This window comes from Saccharomonospora glauca K62, assembly GCF_000243395.2.
GTDB classification, from domain to species: Bacteria; Actinomycetota; Actinomycetes; order Mycobacteriales; family Pseudonocardiaceae; genus Saccharomonospora; species Saccharomonospora glauca.
Genome location: NZ_CM001484.1, coordinates 1,139,078 through 1,162,015 on the forward strand (window position 1 = coordinate 1,139,078; position 22,938 = coordinate 1,162,015).

23 protein-coding genes and 2 pseudogenes are annotated in these 22,938 nt (G+C 63.9%); 16 read left to right on the plus strand and 9 right to left on the minus strand.

Annotated features, from left to right (window positions below):
* Positions 1–44 precede the first annotated feature (44 nt).
* The 7 genes from SACGLDRAFT_RS05465 to SACGLDRAFT_RS05490 all read left to right on the plus strand — a co-directional run bounded on the left by SACGLDRAFT_RS05465 (position 45) and on the right by SACGLDRAFT_RS05490 (position 6,718).
* Positions 45–446 (plus strand): hypothetical protein, encoded by a 402-nt coding sequence (locus tag SACGLDRAFT_RS05465; protein ID WP_005462492.1) that lies wholly within the window; start codon positions 45–47, stop codon positions 444–446.
* On the plus strand, positions 443–724 hold the full coding sequence (locus SACGLDRAFT_RS05470) for a hypothetical protein (protein WP_005462496.1): 282 nt from the start codon (positions 443–445) through the stop codon (positions 722–724). The genes SACGLDRAFT_RS05465 and SACGLDRAFT_RS05470 overlap by 4 nt, the downstream gene beginning before the upstream one ends.
* A 1,292-nt stretch (positions 725–2,016) precedes the next feature.
* Positions 2,017–2,595, plus strand: a complete 579-nt coding sequence (locus SACGLDRAFT_RS22250; RefSeq protein WP_157608765.1) for a hypothetical protein — start codon at positions 2,017–2,019, stop codon at positions 2,593–2,595.
* Between the two features lie 138 nt (positions 2,596–2,733).
* Positions 2,734–3,489: a BRO family protein gene (locus tag SACGLDRAFT_RS23045; RefSeq protein ID WP_198283528.1), complete on the plus strand. Its 756-nt coding sequence runs from the start codon at positions 2,734–2,736 to the stop codon at positions 3,487–3,489.
* Positions 3,490–4,052: 563 nt separating this feature from the next.
* Positions 4,053–4,220, plus strand: a complete 168-nt coding sequence (locus SACGLDRAFT_RS23050) for a ribbon-helix-helix protein, CopG family (RefSeq protein ID WP_005462501.1) — start codon at positions 4,053–4,055, stop codon at positions 4,218–4,220.
* A 777-nt stretch (positions 4,221–4,997) separates the two neighbouring features.
* Entirely contained in the window at positions 4,998–5,705 is a 708-nt protein-coding gene (locus tag SACGLDRAFT_RS05485) for a hypothetical protein (protein WP_005462502.1), read from the plus strand.
* Between the two features lie 656 nt (positions 5,706–6,361).
* Positions 6,362–6,718, plus strand: coding sequence for a hypothetical protein (locus SACGLDRAFT_RS05490; protein ID WP_051036175.1), 357 nt, complete (start codon positions 6,362–6,364; stop codon positions 6,716–6,718).
* Positions 6,719–6,986: 268 nt separating this feature from the next.
* On the opposite strand, the gene SACGLDRAFT_RS05500 is transcribed toward SACGLDRAFT_RS05490, so the two are convergent.
* From SACGLDRAFT_RS05500 to SACGLDRAFT_RS05510, 6 genes and pseudogenes are all read right to left on the minus strand, one after another.
* Positions 6,987–7,298, minus strand: coding sequence for a hypothetical protein (locus SACGLDRAFT_RS05500; protein WP_005462506.1), 312 nt, complete (start codon positions 7,296–7,298; stop codon positions 6,987–6,989).
* A 29-nt stretch (positions 7,299–7,327) separates the two neighbouring features.
* Positions 7,328–7,963, minus strand: coding sequence for a DUF3558 domain-containing protein (locus tag SACGLDRAFT_RS21785; RefSeq protein ID WP_083852935.1), 636 nt, complete (start codon positions 7,961–7,963; stop codon positions 7,328–7,330).
* Positions 7,963–8,421, minus strand: coding sequence for a type VII secretion target (locus SACGLDRAFT_RS05505; protein WP_005462507.1), 459 nt, complete (start codon positions 8,419–8,421; stop codon positions 7,963–7,965). The genes SACGLDRAFT_RS21785 and SACGLDRAFT_RS05505 overlap by 1 nt, the downstream gene beginning before the upstream one ends.
* Before the next feature lie 170 nt (positions 8,422–8,591).
* Positions 8,592–10,142: a recombinase family protein gene (locus SACGLDRAFT_RS21790; RefSeq protein ID WP_005462508.1), complete on the minus strand. Its 1,551-nt coding sequence runs from the start codon at positions 10,140–10,142 to the stop codon at positions 8,592–8,594.
* Between the two features lie 23 nt (positions 10,143–10,165).
* Positions 10,166–10,324, minus strand: a pseudogene (locus SACGLDRAFT_RS22260) (aldo/keto reductase); the annotation flags it as partial.
* A 236-nt stretch (positions 10,325–10,560) separates the two neighbouring features.
* On the minus strand, positions 10,561–11,238 hold the full coding sequence (locus tag SACGLDRAFT_RS05510) for a DUF3043 domain-containing protein (RefSeq protein WP_005462510.1): 678 nt from the start codon (positions 11,236–11,238) through the stop codon (positions 10,561–10,563).
* Between the two features lie 136 nt (positions 11,239–11,374).
* On the opposite strand from SACGLDRAFT_RS05510, the gene SACGLDRAFT_RS05515 reads away from it, so the two are divergent.
* The 3 genes from SACGLDRAFT_RS05515 to SACGLDRAFT_RS05525 all read left to right on the plus strand — a co-directional run bounded on the left by SACGLDRAFT_RS05515 (position 11,375) and on the right by SACGLDRAFT_RS05525 (position 14,330).
* Positions 11,375–11,752, plus strand: a complete 378-nt coding sequence (locus SACGLDRAFT_RS05515; RefSeq protein ID WP_005462512.1) for a HesB/IscA family protein — start codon at positions 11,375–11,377, stop codon at positions 11,750–11,752.
* A 165-nt stretch (positions 11,753–11,917) separates the two neighbouring features.
* Complete coding sequence (locus tag SACGLDRAFT_RS05520; protein ID WP_040919627.1) at positions 11,918–12,862, plus strand: carbohydrate kinase family protein; 945 nt, start codon at positions 11,918–11,920, stop codon at positions 12,860–12,862.
* Positions 12,863–12,911: 49 nt separating this feature from the next.
* Positions 12,912–14,330 (plus strand): FAD-binding oxidoreductase, encoded by a 1,419-nt coding sequence (locus SACGLDRAFT_RS05525; RefSeq protein ID WP_005462514.1) that lies wholly within the window; start codon positions 12,912–12,914, stop codon positions 14,328–14,330.
* 19 nt (positions 14,331–14,349) lie between these two features.
* Here the strand turns inward: SACGLDRAFT_RS05525 and asnB are convergent, their stop codons facing one another.
* The gene (gene asnB, locus SACGLDRAFT_RS05530) at positions 14,350–16,278 is read right to left on the minus strand and encodes an asparagine synthase (glutamine-hydrolyzing) (protein WP_005462515.1); all 1,929 of its coding nucleotides are present in this window, start codon (positions 16,276–16,278) and stop codon (positions 14,350–14,352) included.
* 137 nt (positions 16,279–16,415) lie between these two features.
* On the opposite strand from asnB, the gene ctaC reads away from it, so the two are divergent.
* Positions 16,416–17,363, plus strand: a complete 948-nt coding sequence (gene ctaC, locus SACGLDRAFT_RS05535) for an aa3-type cytochrome oxidase subunit II (protein ID WP_005462516.1) — start codon at positions 16,416–16,418, stop codon at positions 17,361–17,363.
* 51 nt (positions 17,364–17,414) lie between these two features.
* Positions 17,415–17,834: a cytochrome c oxidase subunit 4 gene (locus tag SACGLDRAFT_RS05540; RefSeq protein ID WP_005462517.1), complete on the plus strand. Its 420-nt coding sequence runs from the start codon at positions 17,415–17,417 to the stop codon at positions 17,832–17,834.
* 153 nt (positions 17,835–17,987) lie between these two features.
* Here SACGLDRAFT_RS05540 and trpD read toward each other — a convergent pair whose 3' ends face one another.
* Positions 17,988–19,013, minus strand: coding sequence for an anthranilate phosphoribosyltransferase (gene trpD, locus SACGLDRAFT_RS05545; protein WP_005462519.1), 1,026 nt, complete (start codon positions 19,011–19,013; stop codon positions 17,988–17,990).
* Between the two features lie 171 nt (positions 19,014–19,184).
* A complete protein-coding gene (locus tag SACGLDRAFT_RS05550; protein ID WP_005462520.1) occupies positions 19,185–19,595 on the minus strand; it encodes a hypothetical protein in 411 nt (136 codons plus the stop codon).
* Positions 19,596–19,755: 160 nt separating this feature from the next.
* Between SACGLDRAFT_RS05550 and ctaE the strand changes: the two genes are divergently transcribed.
* From ctaE to SACGLDRAFT_RS05570, 4 genes and pseudogenes are all read left to right on the plus strand, one after another.
* Complete coding sequence (gene ctaE / locus SACGLDRAFT_RS05555) at positions 19,756–20,385, plus strand: aa3-type cytochrome oxidase subunit III (RefSeq protein ID WP_005462521.1); 630 nt, start codon at positions 19,756–19,758, stop codon at positions 20,383–20,385.
* A 45-nt stretch (positions 20,386–20,430) separates the two neighbouring features.
* Entirely contained in the window at positions 20,431–21,258 is an 828-nt protein-coding gene (qcrC, locus tag SACGLDRAFT_RS05560; RefSeq protein WP_005462522.1) for a cytochrome bc1 complex diheme cytochrome c subunit, read from the plus strand.
* 106 nt (positions 21,259–21,364) lie between these two features.
* Positions 21,365–22,513, plus strand: coding sequence for a cytochrome bc1 complex Rieske iron-sulfur subunit (gene qcrA, locus SACGLDRAFT_RS05565; protein ID WP_005462523.1), 1,149 nt, complete (start codon positions 21,365–21,367; stop codon positions 22,511–22,513).
* A pseudogene (locus SACGLDRAFT_RS05570) lies at positions 22,510–22,938 on the plus strand (cytochrome b); the annotation flags it as partial. The gene qcrA and the pseudogene SACGLDRAFT_RS05570, both read left to right, overlap by 4 nt.

Here is a 22,938-nt window from a genome sequence, read left to right on the forward strand (position 1 = left end):
TCAGCGGGATGCGCCCGCTAGAGACAGCCAAGGAGGAGACGAACATGCAGGAACACAACCTCACGGCAGCGCAGGAACACGAGTTGTCGATCCGCAAGCAGGCAGCAGCGGTTAGCCGGATCGCATCGCTTTCCTACGGGCTGGCGGAGAACCAGCCTGATGAGTGGACCCGGGGACAGCTATTCACGTGGATCGGTGAACTGGCGAAGACCGTGGATCAACACGCGTCCACGCTTCACCAGCTCGCAGACACGTACGAACTGGCGTACACCGCCAAGGAGCAGGCCCGGTGGTTTAGCAAAATGCTCGATATCACTAACCAGCTCTCCGTAACGCTCCTCACCGGAGACGGGGAAGGCCACGTCCCGGCTCTGGAAGCCGAGTACGTGGCCCTTAACGCACCGGAAGTTCTCCGCACCGTTGGTTTCAAGGAGGACCGTCGATGACCACCACAGAACGCAGAACACTCCCCGGATATCCCGCAGTGGAGATTCACTGGGATGACGAGAACATCACCGTAGCCGGTTACCCGGAAGGCCCTGATTACGTTCTTGTTATCACCGGTGACCTGCATGTGCCCTTCCCGATCGAGATTAAACGGTGGTTGGCCGATGGCTGCCGAGGAAGCGGGAAGATGACTTATGACGACTGCATCGTATACCGCATCTACGACAACTGCCCGGGGTCGACGAAGGCTCACCTGTGTCGGGCGGAGGCTGGCTAATGGATCGCTGCGTTAACGGACACCCGACAGAGGAAATTAATGGACGGGTGATCTGCCCGACGTGTAAATCCTTGTACCAGAACCGCGCAAGCCGTAATCGTCGATTGAATCAGTCCAAGCGTGCTTCCAGGCGCGCCCTCCAGATGGAGAACACTACCGGTGCCCAGAACACTCCATGAGCTATACGCAGTCCTTCCCGATGAAGCCCTAGACCTCCTAGAAAAACCCGCATCGCGGGGTACGCGGGAAATCCTTCGTAAAACCTTCATCCGCTTCGCGATTGATGCAGGGCTGACAGAGGACGAAATCCTCCTAGTTGACAAAGAGGCCGCCTGGTCACATTCTGGAAGGCTCACAGTTCGGGATCAGCTAGAAGCCCTCCGTGAACGGGTTATCAACCGCAAGTGGACCGGGCGTACGGGCGGTACGGATCGAGCCGTAGCACTCGCCCTGATTTCGTGGGCTTACGAAGTTGGCGTATGGCACCTAGACGCCAACGAGAGAGATCTAGCTATCCGGGCAGGCGTCGGTAAGACCACGGCTCATAAAGCCCTGGGACGGCTTCGGGAAGCTGGTCTGTGCTCCCCCGTGGCGGGTAGTGGAGGACCGATGAATGCCCGGACGTGGGAACTGAACCTCCAGTGGGGATCGATAGGGAACAAAGAGGACCACATTAAACCCGTAGAGGGGTCCTCCCCAGTTAATGTGGTCCCGTTTGTCCCTACGCCTGGTCACTGGCACCCTGCGTTCCTTCCGAATGCTCTCGGGCGTACCGCTGGGTTGATCTACGAGAGCATGCCCGATGACCTGACGGTGACTGTCACAGCAGACGAGGTAGCCGACAACCTAGGTTGTCACGTGAAGACCGCCCGGAGGAACCTTTCCCGCCTGGTCGATCACGGCCTATTGGTCAGCCACCCCGGTAAGCCGATCACGTACGGACACTCTGATGCAGGCACTGAACGCCTAGATGAGATTGCTGAGGAATACGGGGTAACCGACTGGGCGTCTCGGGCAGCGGATCGGGTGGTCCGGGAACGTAGAGCACACGATATCGGACTCCAGCAGTGGGCCAAGAAGAACGCTGGGCCTAGTGAAGGCAAATGGGAATGTGTCGTCAGCCCTATTCGACCTGTTCAACGGAGGTAATCACAGTTGACCTTGAAAACCTGTAGTAGATGCGGGACTGAGAAAACTAGGCGTGGTTGGCGTGGTCCTCGCAAGTGTTGGACATGTCATCTACGTCGACTTGAGAAGTGGAAGACGAATCGTATTAAGGAGGCTGTAGCCGCATGACCTGGCAGACGGACGCAGAGCTTGCCGGGACGCTCTACAAGAAGGCTAAGCCGTATACGGCGATGTTGATCGCTAGATGTGTGGAGCCGGGCACTGGGGGTCCGAGACTGGCTCAAAATGAGCCAGTTAAGACCAGTGAGCGCGAGTTCTCCGAGTTGTCAGGCGTATCCCGGAATACGGTTCAAAAGTACCTCCGTACCTGGGACGCCATGGCTACGGCTGGCCTTGTGCCTGCTCGTGACGAGTTGGAGCCCGGAGAAGACGTAGAGCTTCCCGACCAGAAGGCGTGGACGTACTACTACCGGGAGGCCAACCCCCCGAAGCCTAAGAAGGCCAAAGAGGGGAGCACGGAATCAGCCCTTGATGTCAAAGGCAGGGTCGACCTCCGTAACCGTCGAGTGCAAACGGCTCTTCAGTTGGCCAACGGCGCGAAGTCCAAGGACTACCCCGGAAACGTCGGGGCAGCCATTACCCGTCTGGCCGAGGCTCTTCAAGATATCGGGTTCGGAAGTAATCCTAATCGCGCCTTTGTGGCGGCCTGTGCTGCACTGGCTGACCTTGAATCGGAGTTTTGATGAACGAGACCAAGTACCACGTGTGGGCGCTGCTTCCCGACAAGGGGCCTAAGGCTCCGGCTGGTCTTGTGCCTTCTCGGGACGAGATGGCGCCCGTCGAGCACGCCGGAGGGAAGCCCGTTCGACAGCATCCGGCAGGTGGACGACCAGGGAGAGTTCTGGTCGGCAAGAGACCTTATGCCGCTGCTGGGCTATGAGCAGTGGCGACGGTTCGATGACGCCCTGACCCGCGCGGGGTCGGCGGCATACAACGCGGGACACCACCCTGACCAGCATTTTTGCCAGCTCCGGCAAAAAGGTATCGGGCGGCCCCAGACGGACTGCCGGCTCACCCGGTACGCCTGCTACCTGGTTGCCATGAACGGCGACCCGCGTAAGCCGGAGATCGCAGCGGCTCAGACGTACTTTCAAGGAGGGAAACTCATGACATTCACACCACGGGCACGCAAGGCAGACCGTGAAGCCATATTGGTCCACGAGGAGACTAAGAACCACAAACCAGAAACCCCACAAGAAGCCTGGTGGAGGAAGAACCCGAACCACTTCCGAACGTGGACGACTAGGACGGGATGTGTCATCGCTTTCGGCGGGATGAAGGTCTTCTACGGTCGGTGCCCCGGCACTGAGGGAGACACCTGTAATGCTCTGGTGACGACAAGGCGACGTATGAAGCCCAGCGGTATCCGTGAAGGTCGCTGGCCTGTCTACTGCGGCCCCTGCGGCCGACTACGGCGAGAGTTGGACCGGGCATCCCGCGAGCGGGATAAGAAGCGTAGTCAGCGGGAGAGGCAACGGGAGTGGTTGGAGAAGACTGTCAACGCTGGGCGACGGTCTCGGGGAGAGGAACCGTTGACGTGGGCACAGTGGCAACGAATAGTGAACGATGACAGCTAGTAATTCGTTGATTACAGTGTCCCCCCGCTACTCTCTATACGAGTGAGAGCGGGTTCAAGAGTGGCGCCACCAGAACCACCATCTACAGGCTGAGCCCGCTTGCGCTTCCGCTGCTCCCGTTGATGAGCGCTTCCCGTCAACCGGTTGTAGCGCGGGTATGGACCCCAGTCGGTTTCCTCCTCCTTGGCCGACTGGGGTTCTTCTTATGCTTCCACCGGAACGCCACCGGTGGTTGAAAAGATGATCGATCATTAACTAACACGGGTCACAGGCGGCCGTGATGGTTAGCTAAGCCGATCTTCTTAGTGGATGTCGATGGTTGGATACCCCTGCTGGTTCTCGTGAACCAGCAGGGACCACCACAGACGTATCAAGGGGGACCATAGTTCCGCTAGTTCCTCGGGGCTTGGGGCGACCGAGACCTGAAGGACTATTTGGGCGGCCTCGGATAAGCCGCCAACGGCGATGACGGTTGGGCGCCGTCAACCGGATAACCCCGTCAGCCTTCACTGGCTGGCGGGGTCTCTTTATTTGCCTTCTGACTGGATATGGAGTGTCTGACGATGTTTGAACTTGATGACGACGAACGATTTACGCAGATCTCGTTCTCTTTGCGGCCGACTTTGAAAGCCCGCGTTGACCGGTATGCCCGTCAGCAGGACATGACACGGGCACAGGTGATTAGGAAGGCGATCACGGAGTACCTCGTGTCCCGGGACGGTGACCGATGACGGCGATGACGGGCCGTGCAATCTCCCGGAGCTATTTCTGACAAATCACCTGGTCAACGGCCATTAATGCGGTCTACTCGGGCCGCCATACCGGTTCGTTGTTTTTTGTCATCGTTTCCGCAGGTCATACCTACCAAAAAACGAGGTTTCACCGTGCTTCGATCCATCCCGTGTAAGCAGTGCCGTAAGCCGTTCCAACCATCCGCCCCGAAGTTCGTTCGGTGTGGACCGTGCAGACAAGTCAACCGAACTAAAAGAGGTGCCCCTACTGACAGTCCGCCGGTGTTACCTAAGGTCCGTGATAACGATCCTGAGCGGAGGCAGTACGCATCACCTAAGGCAGATGTGGTTAAACGAGCGGTGAAGCTTGCCACGACGGCGCACAACGGGTGGCGACAGTTCAAGTCAGCCGGTGAAGCGCAGCAACATATTGATGCGCTTATGTGGTTCGCCGAGTGTGCACAGTCGGGGTTTATCCCGTCGAACGAGTGGCAACTACACCGTATCGGTTTCATTGTCGCCCGTCCCGAGGTAGCACGATGAAGCCCCCGAGGTGGCTAGTGTGCCCTGAGTGCCGAACAGCACGGGCGGGACGCACAGGTAACCACCCCGACATACCCGAGGGCTGGCGAGTCATTCAGCCCGGCGAGATCCACACACCAGACCACGAGGTCTACACAAACCTTGCCGAGTACCGGCGTGTATTCGGCATTCGGTCGGGGTCCTTTGACCCTACCGACAGCAACCGCTAACCATCACATTCGAAAGGAATATCCGATGTACGAAAACCACGAGCTCAACCCCTCCTTCACCGGATACCAGGAGTGGACTCGCGCGGACCTCATGAAGGAAATCCGTCGGCAGTGGGTAGAGGACAACGGGCTTAAGCCGAAGGAGGCCGACGAGGCCTTTATGAAGGCCGAGAGCTTCTATCTGTCCGCTAACCCTACGCTGGACGAGGTAGCCGAGAAACCCGGTGACCTCGGTGTTATCGCTATGGCCATCCTTGCCCAAACCAACGAGACGATGAAGTTGGAAAACCGGATCAGGGGTCATCTTCGGAAGAGGGCGGAGGATCTCGTCCTCGCTGCCTACGACAAGAAGAAGCACCAGGAGCAGTTGAAGAAGACCCTGGCGAAGTCTCTGAGTAACCTAGAGAAGGCTGCCGAGACTCTCGATGAGCGCCTTGTGTGGAACCCCCCGACCACTCCGGAGGACATGCGGAAGGTAGCGGATGCCGAGGAGGCAGCTCAGGCGATCAAGAACCTTTTGGACCCGCTGGAGGCGGCTGGGCTTCGTCTCCACATGCCCCGGATTCCTCGAAAAGGTCAGGTCGGAATCGTTGGCGGTGAGGTGACCTTGCCGGTTGTCTCGGAGATCCTGGCGATTGCTGCTGCTGGTACCAAGCCGGGCGAGAGGGAGCCCGGTCGGCCAAACCCCCCGTTGGTCCGAGTGAAGGCCACTGAGTGGGAGCTGAGGGGCTGACCTGCATCCAATAGGCCCCGGAGAAACCCCCGGCTTAGGGGAGCCGGGGCCTTTTCTGTATCCACTCAGGGAGGCTCAGCCTATGAATGGTTCACGGAGAATCACCCCGTGGACATCCAAGGAGAATCGAGAGAGTATGAAGCGTACACCGTGTGCCCGTGAAGGCTGTCCACGTACGGTCAGACCAGGAACACAAGGCAACTGTTGCTCGACTGCTTGTCGAGTGGTTGTCTCGTGGTTCTCCGAGTATTCGAATGAGGACACGAGTACTGATGTTTACGTTGCTCTTGTTGAGTTATCTGATGCACTCACGAGCTTTCACAAAGAACGAATGAAAGATTATCGAAAGAAAGCCAATCAGATTCGTTTGCGATCGTAGTTCGCTTCTCGTTCCTGTGATCGCTTGAGGCATTATCGCTGGTCGGGGGCTATCGGTGGGCCTAGGTCCCCTCCCCCCACATGTCCGGCCTCGCCCGGTTGTCTAGCCCGTTTACCTTCTGCATGCGAAACTTTTTCGCCATTTTTCCTCGAATACACCCGATGACCTGCGGGTTTTCAGCCACCCATGCCGATCTGAGCATGCTGAGCATCAGGAGATCCCCGTGCGCAAGTGCACTAAGTGCGGCCTTGAACTACGAACGAAAGAAGGCAACAAGATGACCAACAGATCACCACGGGCAGCCCAGTTCGAGGCCAAGGTTCACCAGGAATACCTGCTCGACCCGGACTCCTCAGCGCTCCTCGACACCATCCTCGACACGATGGACGTGATCCACGAGCTGTCTGAGGCTCAGCGAGGCCAGCCGCTGATCGCGAAGGGCAGCATGGGGCAAGCGGTGATCGCTCCGCTGGTCGCCGAACTGCGGCAGCAGAGGGCGCTTCTCAGCAGCCTCCTCAAGCGCCTGGGTCTGCCCGAGGAGGCCGCCGAAGACGACGATGAGGTGTCCCTCGCCCGATCAGAGCGGGCGAGGAAGGCGGCTAGAGCCCGCTGGGACAAGCGGAAGGGTAGCTAATGGCAGGCCCCCGCAAGAAGCCCCGACAGACTGAGCGGAAGGTCTATCCGGGCCTCTGGGATACCGACTTCCCGAGAACCATGATTTACCGGCGTGAGCTTCTCCAAGACCCGGAAGCCGACACAGACGACCTGACCTACGTCTACGTTGCCGACATGGCCAACACATATGCCGAGAGGTACGGAGGCCACCCACGGGACTACCTCCGGGCTATCCGGGCGGCCGTGGCGAACCACCACTACGGGCAGCCGCTAGAACGCTCGTAGATCTACGTCTCGTCCAGTGGGTTCCAGTCCACCTCTACAACCCCACGATCGCCGATGATCTTTAGTGGTTCGCCAGCGTAGGCATAGATGGCCTGGAGATGGAGAGTACGGATCTTGGCAGAGGTCAACACGGAGAACATGTCCTCGGGCATGTGCGGGCGCAGGGTCTCGAGCGTGTCGGCCAGTTCCGCCACCCGGTCGGGATGTGGCCGCACGCCCCACGCTTTCGCAGCCTTCCGAAAGCCTGCGATCAGAGGGTCAGTGTCAGCGTCCGGCTCATCGGCGACGATGAACCATGGTCGGCTGTCGCTCACCGGCCTACCTTTCGCCCGTAGTCAACGGCCTAAGACTGAGCTTTCAGGTTGGCAACCACCCAGCTAGCAACCTGCTGCACCGGTTCACAGGAGTCCTTGCCTTTTTCCTCTGCGTCAACTCCGAGAGTGCCCGTCACCGATATTGCATACTCATCGCTGAGACCGACCATCGTCGTACACATCGGGTCTGTGTCGCTCTTCTTGTACACGACGGCGGGGAAGCCTTCGATCGGTCCGACCTCGTTAAACACGGGCATTTGCGGTTTAGCGTTTGCGTAAGTCGCGCTAAGCCCTTCACCCGGCTCGGTTTGGAAGGTCACAGCAAACGATGCGAGCGCGTCGGTGTTGTTCCAGTCGCACCGTGGGCCGAGTCCGTCAATGTTCTGCCGCTTACCGGTGGACGCATTATCTCCAAGGGCTGCCTTGACCTGTTCCGGTGTCAGCGCTTGGCACGGGTCACCAGACAACACCGATCGGGGAAGAGGGTTGTCTACGGCTGGCGCACCACTGTGCGGAAGGTCCGAGGCTGCCTGGCTACTGGCGGCAGCAGAGGACGGAACAGAGCTAGCGGCGTCCTGTGGCTCAGCTTGGCCGTCCTCGGTAGAACAGGCCGTGGCCAGTACCGCCAGTGAACCGACCGCCAACACCGTGAGTACACGCTTCATCAGTTGAACAGCCCCCCTCCGTCGCCGCCCCCGGCGTTCTTCACGTCCGTACCGGCTTGCTCGTCGGTCTCCTTGTAGACGTTCAATGCCTTCCGTAGGTTCTTGGCAATCGCCCGCGCGTGCTCCCACTGCTGCTGAACGTTGTCAGCGCCAAGCTGGTTCGCCTGCCGGGCTACCTCAGTGAAGTGCATGCTTCCGGGGTCTTCAGCCGGTGGCTGAATGTTCACAAGGTCGCGGGCGATTTGTGCCGTCTCTTGCAGTCGCTCCACGATCCAGTCAGATTGCCGGACCAGACCTTCGGCGGTCTCTAGGTCTATCAGGAAGCCCCCGACGGGTCCGGCTGACTCGGTAACCCAGCCGTCTGCCGTCGCAGTGCCCTTGTCGCCCTTGACGGCAAACGTCAGCTTGTCCCAGATGTTGCCGCCCGTGGCTGCCGTGTCACCCGTGTTGTCTGTCATGCCCCAGTGCTCCCCATCACGTCGTAGGCCAACGGAAGCCTAGCGTAACGGCCTGCTGACACACCGGGGCAGGTTTCGGGCAGGTCGCCGCTAGCCCTGCCCGTCTGCCCGCGGAGGCCGGGGATCCGCTGGTCACCACCGGGGTCTTCACAGTAGTAAGACCCTTTTCGTCATCGTCCAAGATTCTTCAGGAAGAAATCATCCGGTAATTGTTCACGTGTCCCGTCAGGGTGTGTGCGGAATACCCCCTGTTCCTGGACGTGTGTCCAACCGGGGAGGGCCTCGCGAAACCTAGGAGGACTCATTACCGTCATGAGTGTCAGCGGGTTAGGTTTAGCAAACCCTCGAAGCCTTGTCTTCTGGATAAGGTGCCGTCGCTCGTCGGTATCCATCCGGTCCCATGCTTCCCGGTATGTTTCCCCGGTGGGCCGATCTTCCCAGTGCCCCTCAGTTGACGGCAGGGATTCCAGCTCACGTCTACGGTCGGTAAGCCTCTTCAGGCGCTCTAGGTAGCCTTCCTCATCATCGTCATATAGTCCTGAGTCGGCTTCCTTTCGAACCCGAGAGATCGCCCGATTGACCTTCTCCAGTTCATCGGCGGTGTCGGTCCCTGGAACCCAGACGGACTCTGTGACTTCGGTGTGTCCGATCTTTCCCAGGAAGTCCTCACGAAACATTTCCTCAAGCTCGTCGGCGGGAAGGCTTCGCATGGTGCATTTTCCGGACGATGTGACTACCTCCCGGCAACGCCAATAGCGGTACTCTTGCCTCTTCCGGTTAGGTCGATGCTGGACGTTCAGATAGAGCGGCGAAAGCTCTTCCCTGGTGACGTAGCACTCCCAGCAGTAAACCACGTTGAGAAGTAGCCCGGACGGATTGCTTCGCTTCCGAGGTACTTTGTTGCTGGCGAGGACCGCGTTAGCCGTCCGGTAAAGGTCGTCAGAGACCAGCGGCTCACCGAATTGCACAGGCATGCCATCCGGGCCTAGAACTAGTTTCCCGTGATGCTTTTGCTGACCTAGGATGGAAGTCCCGGAAACCATCCGCTTGATGGTTAACCCGTTCCATTGAGCAGAGCCCTTGCGGGGAGGTTTCACACCACGGTCATTGAGGTCACGGACAATCTTGTTCACTGCCCAGTTGTCCGCTACCCGCTCGAATATCTCGCGGACGATGGCCGCTTGCTCCGGGTCGGGCTCTAGGCGGTATCCGTCACCGTCGGGAGCCTTCACCGATCGGTAGCCGTAGGGGAGTGCCCCGCCATGCCAGCGGCCTAGTTCGACCAGCTTTGCTCTGCTGGCCTTCGTGCGGGCCTTGATGGCCTCTAGTTCGCCCTCTGCGACTCCGGCGAGGACTGAGGCAACCATGCGACCAGACCAGGTGTCTAAGTTGATGGACTCCCGGATGGTGGCGATAACCTTCTTGTTCTCGTTTGCCCATGCGAACAGGTCATTCAGTCCGAACAGAGTACGTCCGAGGCGGTCGAGGGCTGCCGCTACGAGGACATCCCAGCTCTCGGGCTGCTGTAGCCACTGGGACAGTTCCGGGGCCTCTAGCGGGCTCACGGCACCCGATACGTCAACGTCAGTAGCCCACCCGACTATCTGGCCGTCATGCATCTTGGCCCACCCCTCGATGGCCTCGCGCTGGCGTTCCACACTGGTGCTGGCGTCGGTGTCCCGGCTCAGGCGGATACGACCAACGATGCGAAGTTGTGACATGCACTAGAGCGTACTCAACTTGACACCTCAGCGGTGTCGAACGTGGTGATGCCCGCGTCGAGAGCGGCCTTGATGCAGGCGTGGGCCTGCTCCTCCTCCACCTGGGAGCCGTGGGTGAGCCAGTTGCCGTACGAAATTTCACTGACGGAGAGGCCACTGCGGCCGAGACGACGAAACTCCATGCCGCAAGCCTAACGTTCAGTTTCTTCGCAAAGCTAACGACTTGGTGTCACCGTGTCCGCAGTTCTCGTACGCGTGTCCGCAGTTCTCGTACGCGTGTCCGCAGGTTGCGTCATCGTGTCCGCAGGTTGTGGTCACATACCTCCGCTGTGTGACACGGGCTCGCGTACGTGAGCTGCGGACACGTGTGCACGAAGTGCGGACACACGTGCGTAGCCTGCGGACACGCCGGAGGGGGTCAGTCGACCTTGTCGCCGGGCTGCACGCGGGGCTTCGGCACCCTCAGCTTGCGCAACTGGCTCGCGCGCACGAACGCGTACCACCCGATGGAGGCGCCGCGGATGTTCTCCTTCGGGAACTTCGCGCGCACCTGCTTGGTGATGCGCCTGCCGTTGAGGAAGCCCTCGATGATCATGCCGAGCAGCATCACGGTGGTGAGCAACGTCGCGTACTGCTGCACCACGAAGATCGGGATCAGCAGGGTGATGAACACCACGATGGCCAGGGGCATGAACAGCCCCAGCACGTTGCGGCGCGAGTCGACGAGGTCCCGCACGTACGCCTTGACGGGCCCGCGGTCCCTGGGGAGCAGGTAGCGCTCGTCGCCCGCCAGCATGCGCTCGCGTCGTTCGCGGGCCGCCGCGCGCCGCTCCTCCTTGCTGATCGGATTCTGTTTCCGCAGCTCGCGGCTGCGGCGGATGGCCTCCCGCGTGGTGCGGGGCGGGGGCGCGACGGGACCGCGTCGCTTGCCCTCGGCCTCCCGGCGCTTGGGTGTGGGCCGCCCCTTGCCCGGTGTGTAGCCCTTGCGACGGGCCTCGGCCGAGGAGTCGGCATCCGATACGGCCGTGCCGGACTTGGCGGCGGTCTCGTCGGCGGTGCCGGCTTCTTTGGTGGTCGAACGACGCAGGAACCTCACCCTGCCAGGGTATTGCAGCCCACACTCAGCATGTTCATCCGGTCGGCGAATGTGACACCATGAACTGTGGGAACAGAACGGGTGTCCGGTGTGTTGGAGCGGATACCCGCCTGAACCAAGACCGTGAGGGAGAGTCATGACGACCGCTGAGCAGACCGGCAACCCTTCCGCCGACGCCGGTGAGGCCACACACGGCGTCACCCTGACCGAGGCCGCCGCCGCCAAGGCGAAGGCGCTGCTCGAACAAGAGGGCCGGGACGACATGCACCTGCGCATCGCCGTGCAGCCCGGTGGCTGTGCCGGTTTGCGCTACCAGCTCTTCTTCGACGAGCGCACCCTGGACGGCGACCTGTTCCGTGAGTTCAACGGCTTGCGGGTGGCCGTCGACCGGATGAGCGCCCCCTACGTGGACGGCGCCGAGATCGACTTCGTCGACACGATCGAGAAGCAGGGCTTCACGATCGACAACCCGAACGCCGGTGGCTCCTGCGCCTGCGGCGACTCCTTCCACTGAGTCGTCGTCGGGGCTGACCCGGCACCGACCACATCGCTCCCGGAGTCTTTCGGCCACCGTCGGAAGGCCCCGGGAGCGCCGTGTCCGGGTACGGCAGAATCCACCGTCGTGAATTCACCTGTGTCCCGCATCGCGGTCTGCGGCAGCATCGCGACCGACCACCTCATGCACTTCCCCGGTCGCTTCGCCGACCAGTTCGTCGCCGAGCAGTTACACCGGGTGTCGCTCAGCTTCCTCGCCGACGATCTCGTGGTCCGGCGCGGGGGAGTGGGAGCCAACATCGCTTTCGGCCTCGGCGTCCTCGGGGTGAACCCGGTGCTCGTCGGAGCGGTCGGCGCGGACTTCGCCGACTACGGTTCGTGGCTGCGGCGGCACGGTGTCGACACCTCCGGCGTGCACGTCTCGGAGATCGCGCACACCGCCCGTTTCGTGTGCACCACCGACGACGACCTCTGCCAGATCGCGACGTTCTACGCGGGTGCGATGGCCGAGGCCCGTGAGATCGAACTGGCTCCCGTGGCCGAGCGACTCGGCGGGCTCGACCTGGTGCTCATCAGCCCGGACGACCCCGAGGCCATGCTGCGGCACGCCGAGGAGTGCCGCCAGCGCGGCTACACCTTCGCCGCCGACCCGTCGCAGCAGCTTGCCAGGATGGACGGCGAACAGACCCGGCAATTCATCGCCGGGGCGACGTATTTGTTCAGCAACGACTACGAGTGGGAACTGCTGCTGCGCAAGACCGCCTGGACCGAGGACGACGTCCTCGCCCGCGTCGGGCTGCGGGTGACCACCAGGGGCGCCGACGGCGTCGACATCGTGGACTCCCACGGCGAGCGCGTGCACGTGCCCGCAGTGCCCGCGCGGACGACGGCCGATCCCACGGGTGTGGGTGACGCGTTCCGGGCCGGTTTCCTCGCGGGCAGGTACCACGGCCTGTCGCTGGAGCGGTCGGCGCAGCTCGGGTGCCTCGTGGCCGTGGGCGTGCTGGAGACCGTCGGCACCCAGGAGTGGACGTTCGACCTCGCCGACGCGATGCGGCGGATGCGCGAGACCTACGGCGACGAGGCCGCCGCCGAGGTCGAACGGGCCCTGACTCCCGCTCTGGTGTAACACCCGCGCCGTGCCCGCGACTTCTCCCTTCCTCAGGGGAGGAGGCACGATGTCCGCGACGTTGCACCCCTTGGACAAAGGGGACGTGCGCGCCCTGCGCGCCGCTCTCACCGGGACCGCTCTGACGCCTGAGGACCTCGGGTACGAGGACGTCAGGGCCGTGTTCAACGCCATGCTCACCGCGCGCCCGGCGGTGATCGCCCGGTGCGCGACTCCCGACGACGTCACGGCGGCGCTGGGCTTCGCGGCCGATCACGGCCTGGAGGTGGCGGTGCGCGGCGGCGGGCACAGCGTGGCCGGAGCCAGCCTGGTCGAGGGCGGTCTGGTGGTGGACCTGCGCCCGATGAACCACGTCACCGTGGACGCTGACCGGGGCACCGTCACCGTCGGGGGAGGCGCGACGTGGGCCGACCTCGACCGCGCCACCCAGCCGTACCACCTCGCCACCACGGGAGGCCGGGTATCCACCACGGGTGTCGCGGGTCTCACTCTCGGCGGCGGCTCCGGCTGGTTGGAGCGCCGCTTCGGGCTGGCGTGCGACAACCTGCTCTCGGTGGACCTCCTCACGGCGGACGGCAGACGCTTAAGCGTGGACGACGAGCACTACCCCGAGCTGTTCTGGGGCCTGCACGGCGGCGGAGGCAACTTCGGGGTGGCGACGTCGTTGACGTTCGCCCTGCATCAGCTTCCGGAGTTCTGCGTCGCGCTCCTCGTGTGGCCGGCGGAGGACGGTCGTGCCGTGGCCTCGCTCTACCGCGACCTGCTCACCGACGCTCCCGACGCCGCCGGGGGCGGGCTGCTCTACCACACGGCCGCGCCGGACGACCCCGTCCCGCCGGAGTTGGTGGACACGTTGTGCTGCGCGGTCCTGGTGACCTACACCGGGCCGGTCGAGGAGCTACGGGAGTTCGTCGCGCCACTGCTGGCTGCCGAGCCTCGGGGCGAGCTCGTCACCGAGGTTCCGTACGCGGAGTTCCAGGGCATGCTCGACGATCCGCCCGGTCAGCGGAACTACTGGTCCGACGAGAACCTTCGAAAGCTGCCCGACGAGGCACTCGACCGGTTCTGCGCGCGAGCCACGGAGATGCCCGTGCCGTCGGCGTCGCAGCAGTTGCTGTTCCCCTGGGGCGGCGCGATCGCCGGGGGACGCGACTGGCCCGGCTTCGACCGCGACGCGGCGTGGGCGGTGCATCCGTTCGGCGTGTACCTCGACCCCGCCGACGACGAACGCGTGAGGGCGTGGTCGCGTGGGCTGTGCGCCGACGTCCGTCCGTGGGGAACCGGTGACACGTATCTCAACTTCATCGGTGACGAAGGTCATGACCGGGTGGTCGCGGGCTACGGCGAGCGGAACTACCAACGTCTGGCCGAGCTCAAGGGCGAGTACGACCCGGACGACATCTTCCACCGGTGGCACGACATCCGGCCTCGACGCCGAGGACGGCCCGTCGTGGCGGACGCCGACTGACGCCCGCCACGACGTCGCGTCACAGCTTCACCGGGTACTGCGGTTCGGGCACCTCGGGCTTGATGCGGTGCTCGACGAAGATGCCGTGCCACAGCATGAACACCAGCAGCGCCCACAGCCGCCTGCTGTGGTCCAGCGTGCCGTCGCGGTGTTCCTGCAACATCGCCAGGATGGCGCGCTTGTCGAGCAGGTCGTCGGTCTTCGAGTCGCTGATGATGCCCCGCGCCCAGTCGTACATCTCGGCGCGCAGCCAGTGCCGGATCGGCACCGGGAAGCCGAGCTTGCGCCGGTTGAGCACGTGCGCGGGCACGATGCCGTCCAAGGCCCGCCGCAGCGCGAACTTGGTGGTCTCCTTGGTGATCTTCTGGTCGAGCGGGATGGTGGAGGCCACCCGGAATACTTCGGCGTCCAGGAACGGCACTCGCAGTTCCAGCGAGTTGGCCATCGTCACCTTGTCGGCCTTCACCAGGATGTCGCCCCGCAGCCAGGTGAACAAATCGACGTGCTGCATGCGCGCGACCGGGTCCCAGCCTCGGGACAGCTCGTACCAGGGGGCGGTGACGTCTCGGTGGCCGATGCCGTCGCGGAACGTCCGCAGGATGGGCCTCAACTGGTCGTCGCGGAACAGCCGGGCGTTGCCGTAGTAGCGCTCCTCCAACGACAGCGCGCCGCGGCGGAGCAGGTCCTTGCCCCGCGTGCCCTCGGGGATCAGGGTGGACGCCTTGCCGATGAGCTTGCGCACCCTACCGGGGACCTTCTCGAACGGCGCCAGCGACAGCGGCTCCCGGTAGATGGTGTAGCCGCCGAACAGCTCGTCGGAACCCTCGCCCGACAGCACGACCTTCACGTACTTGCGCGCCTCGCGTGCGATGAACCACAGCGGCACGAGGGCCGGGTCGGCCACCGGGTCGTCGAGGTACCACACGATCAGGGGCAGGGTGTCCATCATCTCCTCGGCGGAGACGGTGCGGACCACGTGTTTGACCCCGATGGCGGCGGCGGACTCGGCCGCGACGTCCACTTCGGAGTAGCCCTCGCGCTCGAAGCCGGTGGTGAACGTGATCAGGTTCGGGTTGTGCTCCTTCGCCAGCGCGGCGATGGCGGTCGAGTCGATACCGCCCGACAGGAACGAGCCCACCGTGACGTCGGCGCGCATGTGCTTGGCCACCGAGTCGCGCAGCACCTCGGCGATCTTCTCGTGCAGGGTCGCCACCCCGTAGGGGCTCGACACCGGCTGCGCCCGGAACTCGGGGGAGAAGTAGCGCTCGATCTTCAGCTCGCCGCCGGGGGAGACCGTGAAGGAGGTGCCGGACTCGATTCGGCGGATGTTCTGGTGCAGCGACTCCGGTTCGGGCACGTACTGCAGGGTCAGGTAGTGCTGCAACGCGGTGCGGTCGAGCTCCTGCGCGATGCCCAGGGTGTCGGTGAGCTCCAGCAGGCTCTTCTTCTCACTCGCGAAGGCGACGCCGTTCGGGCCCGAGGCGTAGTACAGCGGCTTGATCCCGAAGGGGTCGCGCGCGCCGAAGAGGACCTTGCGCTCGGAGTCCCAGATCAGGAACGCGAACATGCCGCGGAGCCGCCCCACGGCCGCGGTGCCGAGGTAGTGGTAGGCGGCCACGATGGCCTCGGTGTCGCCCTCTGTGGCGAACTTCGCACCGTGTTCTTTCGCCAACTCCTCGCGCAGTTCGAGGTAGTTGTAAATCTCACCGTTGAAATTGATGGTGTACCGAGTCGGGTTTTCCTCGGGTCCCCAGGTCAGTGGCTGGTGGGAGTGTTCGAGGTCGATGATCGCGAGCCGGTTGAAGCCGTAGACGATCTCGCCGTTGGCCCAGGTGTCGGTCTCGTCGGGGCCGCGATGCCGCTGGCAGCGGAGGGCCCGCCCCACGGCGTCCCGCGCGTTCGCCGCGTCGTCCTCACTGCCACAGACCAGTCCAAGCAGGCCGCACACGCCGTTTCACACACCCTTTGTCAGTCAAAGCCTGAGTCGTAATTCGCAAGTATGCCGGGGAAGGCGGTGACGCCGCTGTCCCGGGTCTCGGCTAGAGTCCCATGCGTTAGAAGGATCGGGCGAGGAGGCATCACGGAGTGGGCGTTTCTGAGCGCACCCGGGGCACACGACGAGGGAAGGCCGGCAAGCTAGCCGCGCTCGCCGCGCTCGTCGCTTTGACGGTCACCGGTTGCTCGGGCGAGGAGATTCTGCGGTTCGGCTGGCCCGAAGGGGTCACGCCGGAGGCCGAGAAGATGCGCACCTTCTGGACCTGGTCGGTCATCGCGGCGCTCGTCGTCGGCGTGATCGTGTGGGGACTCATCTTCTGGAGCGTCGCCTTCCACCGGAAGAAGAAGGGCAAGACGGAGGCCCTGCCGAGGCAGTTCCAGTACAACGTTCCGCTGGAGCTGTTCGTCGTCGTGTTGCCGGTCGTCATGGTCTGTGTGCTGTTCTTCTTCACGGCCGTCACCGAGCAGTCGGTGCTGGCCGAGGAGGACGACCCCGACGTCGTCGTGGACGTCACCGGGTTCCAGTGGAACTGGGAGTTCACCTACCCGGAGGAGGAGGCCGAGAACGGCCAGCCCGTCACCACGGTCGGAAGCTCCACCGAGATCCCGATCCTGGTGGTGCCCACCCACCGGAAGATCCAGTACAACCTGGAGTCCACGGACGTCATTCACTCGTTCTGGGTGCCGGAATTCCACTTCAAGCGTGACGTCATGCCGCACCCGGACAAGAACAACCAGGACAATTCGTTCCAGAACACCATCGACAGGGAAGGTGCCTTCGTCGGTCGGTGCGCCGAGTTGTGCGGCACCTACCACGCGATGATGAACTTCGAGGTGCGTGCGCTGTCGCCCGACAAGTTCGACCGGTACATCGAGCTGCGCAAGCAGATCAACCCGGACACGGGCCAGCCGAACACCGCCGCGGAGGCTCTGTCGATCATGCAGGGCGAAGGCTGCGACGAGCAGCTGTGCAGCCCGGTCGCGACGACCACGAGCCCGTTCGCTACCGACCGCACCGCGCGTACGGCGTCGGGCTGAGCCGGCCAGCGAGAAGTGACCCAGCGATCGAGTTAAGAAGGACACACGCTCATGAAGGTCGAAGCTCGGGTTTTCGACATCGTCGCGATCTTCGGTTTCGTCGTGGCGATCGTCTACGGTGTGCTCACCGCCCAGATGACCGACGACGGCATCGAGCCGATCGGTACGGTGGCGTTGGTGCTCTCGGGCGGTCTGGCGCTGCTGGTGGGCAGCTACTTCCGGTTCGTCGCCCGGCGTATCGAGCCGCGTCCCGAGGACCACGAGGACGCGGAGATCAGCGATGGTGCCGGTGAGCTGGGTTTCTTCAGCCCCGGTAGCTACTGGCCCGTCGGGCTCGCGGCCGCGGCGGCGTTGACCGGCTTGGCGCTGGCGTTCTGGCAGCCGTGGTTCATCATCGGCAGCATCGTGGCGGTGCTCATCACCGTCGGCGGCCTGGTGTTCGAGTATCACACCGGCCCCAGCCACCACTGACCGAAGCGATCGCCATGATCCCCGAAACGGGGTCCCGGTTCTCCGGGGCCCCGTCTTCGTGTGCGTGACGGCGTCTTCGGGCGCGGCGTCTCGGTGGGAAGCCCCTCGGATGGCGCCGTGGCCCAGGGCCAGGGGCCGGGCCACGGCCCCACGTCAACGTCGGTTGATCCAGCGGCTCAGCAGGTCGGCGGCGGCTCCGGAGTCGATGGTCCGGGCGGCCCGTTCCAGCCCCGCGCGCAGGTCCGCCGTGAGATCGTCCGAGAAGCCGGTGAAGGCCGCCAGCGCGCCCGCCGCGTTGAGCAGGACCGCGTCCCGCACCGGACCCGTCTTGCCGGCCACGAGTTCCTTGACCACCTCGGCGTTGGCGGCGGCGTCTCCGCCGCGGAGAGCGTCGGGGTCGGAGAGGGGGATGCCGAGGGCCTCGGGATCGATGGTGTCCCTACGAACCTCGCCGTTCGAGATCACCCAGGCGGTGCTGGTGGTCGCCGTGGTGATCTCGTCGAAGCCGTCGTCACCGCGTACGAGCAGGACGCTGTGGCCCCGCCGGGCGTACACCTCGGCCAGCACCGGCGCCTTGTCGAGATAGGCGCATCCGATGAGCCCGGACGACGGCTGGGCCGGGTTGGTGAGCGGTCCCAGCAGGTTGAACGCGGTGGAGACGCCCAACTCGCGCCGGGGCGGGCCGGTGTGTCGGTAGGCGGGGTGGAACACGGGCGCGAAGCAGAAGCCGATCCCGAGCTCCTCGACGCACCGTCGCACGTCGTCGGGCTCCAGGTCGATGGTCACGCCCAGCGCTTCGAGGACGTCGGCCGCGCCGGACTTCGACGAGGCGGCCCGGTTGCCGTGCTTGACCACCGGGACGCCGGACGCGGCCACCACCAACGACGTCATGGTGGAGATGTTCACGGAACCCTTGCGGTCGCCGCCGGTACCGACGATGTCGACCGTTCGCATGTCCAGGTCGATGCGCTTGGCGTGGGCGAGCATCGCCCTCGCCATGCCGGAGATCTCGGCGGGGGTCTCACCCTTCGCGCGCAATGCCACCGCGAAACCCGCGATCTGGGCGGGCGTGGCCTCGCCGGACATCACCTGGTCCATGGCCCATGCCGTGGCGTCCTCGGAGAGGTCGACGCGCTCGATGAGCTGGTTGAGGACGGTTGGCCAGGTGTATTCAGACATGTTCATCTCCGGGCGCCGAACGCGGACGGGTTTCGGCGGATCGTCATGGGTCGGCTCACAGCGGTGAGTCGTGGTGGTCGTCGTGCACGCGCGAGGTTGTCGCGCGAGAGGTCGTCGCCGACTCGCCTCGACAGCGTGGTCGTGAAGTGGCTTTCCCGGTTCCTCGGGACTTCAGCCGTTCACCACGGGCACGCGCTGGGTCCTCAGCACGTCCGCGACGGTCTCCGCCGCGGTCAGCGGGTCGAGTGGGTGAACCAGCACGGCATCGGCCTGCGACCAGGTGGCGAGCCATCGGTCGTCCCGGCGACGTACTGCCACCACGATAGGCGGACAGTCGGTGAGCTCGTGCTTGAGCTGACGAGTGAGACCAATGCCACCGGTGGGCTGCGCCTCACCGTCGAAGATGGCGAGATCGATCTCACCCGAATCCATCTCAGCGATCACGTCGGCGACCGCGGCGGCCTCGATGTAGGTGACTTTCCCCAGGTCAGCGGCCGGTCGGCGGCCCACCGCGTTGATGATCGAGTCGCGTACCTCCGCCTTGTGGCTGAAAACCAGGATCTTCTTCGCCGGCTCGCTCATCCTCGCGTCCTTTGCGCCTCGACAGATGGTGACGAGCCTCATGCTAACGGGCTTACCCCCTGGTTACCCAGCGGGTTCAGAGGACTTTGGGTAGCGTTTTCGGTCCGTGCACGACCGTCCGTAGGACCCGATCTGCGGTGCCCGGTCGAGGGGAGACATAATGCGAGCCGTGACAACGGCAGCTCCTTCCATCAGCCAGCGAGTGCATTCGCTGAACCGGCCGAACATGGTGAGTGTCGGCACGATCGTGTGGCTGTCCAGCGAGCTCATGTTCTTCGCTGGCCTGTTCGCCATGTTCTTCACGGTCAAGGCGCAGAACGACTCCGGTATCTGGCCGCCGATCAACCCGGCGACGGGTGAGCCGATCCACTTGGACATCGCGTACGCGCTGCCGTTCACGATCATCCTGGTGGCGTCGTCGTTCACCTGCCAGTTCGGTGTGTTCGCAGCCGAGCGCGGCGACGTGTTCGGGCTGCGTCGCTGGTACCTCGTCACGCTGCTCATGGGCACGATCTTCGTCCTGGGGCAGGTCGGCGAGTACATCACGCTCGTCAACGAGGGTGTGACCATTCCCTCGGGCGCCTACGGCACGGTGTTCTTCATGACCACCGGCTTCCACGGTCTTCACGTCATCGGTGGTCTGATCGCGTTCGTCTTCCTGCTGGTCCGTACGAAGCTCAGCAAGTTCACGCCGGCGCAGGCGACTTCGGCGATCGTCGTTTCCTACTACTGGCACTTCGTCGACATCGTGTGGATCGGCCTGTTCGCGGTGATCTACATCGTTCCCTGACCTCGAAGCATTCGGCCGAACTGACAGCAAGGGTTGCCGCAGAAGATGTTCTTCAAGAAGAAGCCCCGTGCCGCCGCGGAAAGGCGGGCGGGCCGTAGTACGAAGTTCCGTCGCCGGATGGCGGGCACATTGGCTCTCGGCGTGGCGTTGCTGAGCGCGGGCGGTCTGTACGCCGTCTTCGCGCCCGAGCCGCAGACGGCGCAGGCGCAGGAGGACCCCGCCCTCATCCGCAAGGGCGAGGAGGTCTACAACAACAGCTGCATCACCTGCCACGGCGAGAACCTCCAGGGTGTCGAGGGCCGTGGGCCGAGTCTGATCGGTGTCGGTGAGGCCGCGGTCTACTTCCAGACCTCCTCCGGTCGGATGCCGATGGTCCGGCAGGAAGCCCAGGCGTCGCGTAAGCCGGCGAAGCTGTCGCCGGAGCAGATCGACGCGCTCGGTGCCTACATCCAGGCCAACGGCGGGGGGCCGGAGCGTCCGGCGGAGTCGGGTGCCGAGCTGCGTGGTGCCGACCCCGCGCGAGGCGCCGAGCTGTTCCGGCTGAACTGCGCGTCGTGCCACAACTTCACGGGGCAGGGTGGCGCGCTGTCGGCGGGTAAGTACGCGCCGCCGTTGGAGCCGGCCACCGAGGAGCAGATCTACACCGCGATGCTGACCGGGCCGCAGAACATGCCGAAGTTCTCCGACCGACAGCTCTCCCCCGAGGAGAAGAAGGACATCATCGCGTACGTGAAGTCGGTGTCGGACGGCAACAACGCGCCCGGTGGTAACCCGCTCGGTGGTTTCGGGCCGGCATCGGAAGGTGTGGTTGCCTGGGTCGTCGGCATCGGCGTGCTGATCGGCGCGACCCTGTGGATCGGATCGAGGGCGTAAGGCGCATGAGCACGCCAGTCGAGCCACGGTGGCGTTCAGCGGGGAAGGCCAAGGGTGAGGGGCTTACGCCCTGCACGCGGAGGACAGCGAGGCAGGTTCAGACAGCATGAGTAGCGGTAACGGGCCGGAGCAGCGGCCGAGCGACGAGGAGCTCGCGGGCATGAGCCGTGACGAACTCGTCCGTCTCGGCGCGAAGCTGGACGGGGTCGAGATCGTCAACTACCCCGATCCGTGGCCGGTCAAGGGCACCAGGGCCGAGAAGCGGGCCCAGCGCGCGGTGGCGTTGTGGTTCGTCCTCGCCACCCTGGCGGGGCTCGCCTTCATCGCCGCCCTGATTTGGTGGCCGTCGGAGTATGTGCCGCCGGAGGACGACAGCGGGCACCTCTGGTACAGCTGGTACACCCCGGTGCTGGGCATCACGCTGGGTGTGTCGGTGCTCGCCCTGTCGATCGGCATCCTGCTCTACACGAAGCGGTTCATCCCGAATGAACTCGCCGTGCAGGAACGCAACGACAACATGGGCAAGGGCTCGGCCGAGATCGACCGGAAGACGATCGTGGCGCAGCTGGCCGACGCGGGCGAGCGCAGCACGATCGGCCGTCGGTCGATGATCAAGCGCACCGCCGGTCTCGGGGCGGGTGTCCTGGGGCTCGGCACCGTGGCCCTCCCGGTGGCGGGCTTCATCAAGAACCCGTGGGAGAACCCCAACAGCCCGGACTCGCTGGCCCACACCGGGTGGATGCCGCAGTATCCGGGTGAGATCGTCTACCTGCGCCGCAACACCGGTAACCCGGAGGAGATCTCCCTCGTGCGGCCGGAAGACCTGGACGCGGGCGGCATGGAGACCGTGTTCCCGTTCCGTGAGTCCGAGCGGGGCGACCCCCACGCGTTGTCCGCCGCGCTCAAGCGCTCCGACAACCCCGTGATGCTCATTCGGCTGCGCACCGAGGACGCCGAGCGGGTCGTCAAGCGTAAGGGCCAGGAGGACTTCAACTACGGCACCTACTACGCGTACTCGAAGATCTGCACGCACGTGGGTTGCCCGGCCTCGCTGTACGAGCAGCAGACCAACCGTCTCCTGTGCCCGTGCCACCAGTCGCAGTTCGACATGCTGCAGTACGCCAAGCCCGTCTTCGGGCCGGCGACGCGTGCGCTGCCGCAGCTGCCGATCACGGTGCACGAGGACGGGTACTTCATTGCTCGGCACGACTTCATCGAGCCGATCGGACCGGGTTTCTGGGAGCGCAAGTCATGAGCTCACTCACTACGCCGACGAAGGGCTCCGGCTTCCTGGCTAAGCAAGCCGCCCAGGCCGCGAACAACGCCGACCAGCGGTACTTCATGGCCAAGGGGCTGCGGCACCAGCTGAACAAGGTGTTCCCCACCCACTGGTCGTTCCTGCTCGGTGAGGTCGCCCTTTACAGCTTCATCATCCTGATCCTGTCGGGGATCTACCTGACGCTGTTCTTCGACCCCTCGATGGCGGAGGTCGTCTACGACGGCCCGTACCGCAACCTTCAGGGCATCGAGATGTCCAGGGCGTTCGAGTCGACCCTGGAGATCTCGTTCGAGGTTCGCGGTGGTCTGTTCGTCCGTCAGGTGCATCACTGGGCGGCGCTGATCTTCGTCGCGGCCATGTTCGTGCACATGTTCCGGGTGTTCTTCACCGGGGCGTTCCGC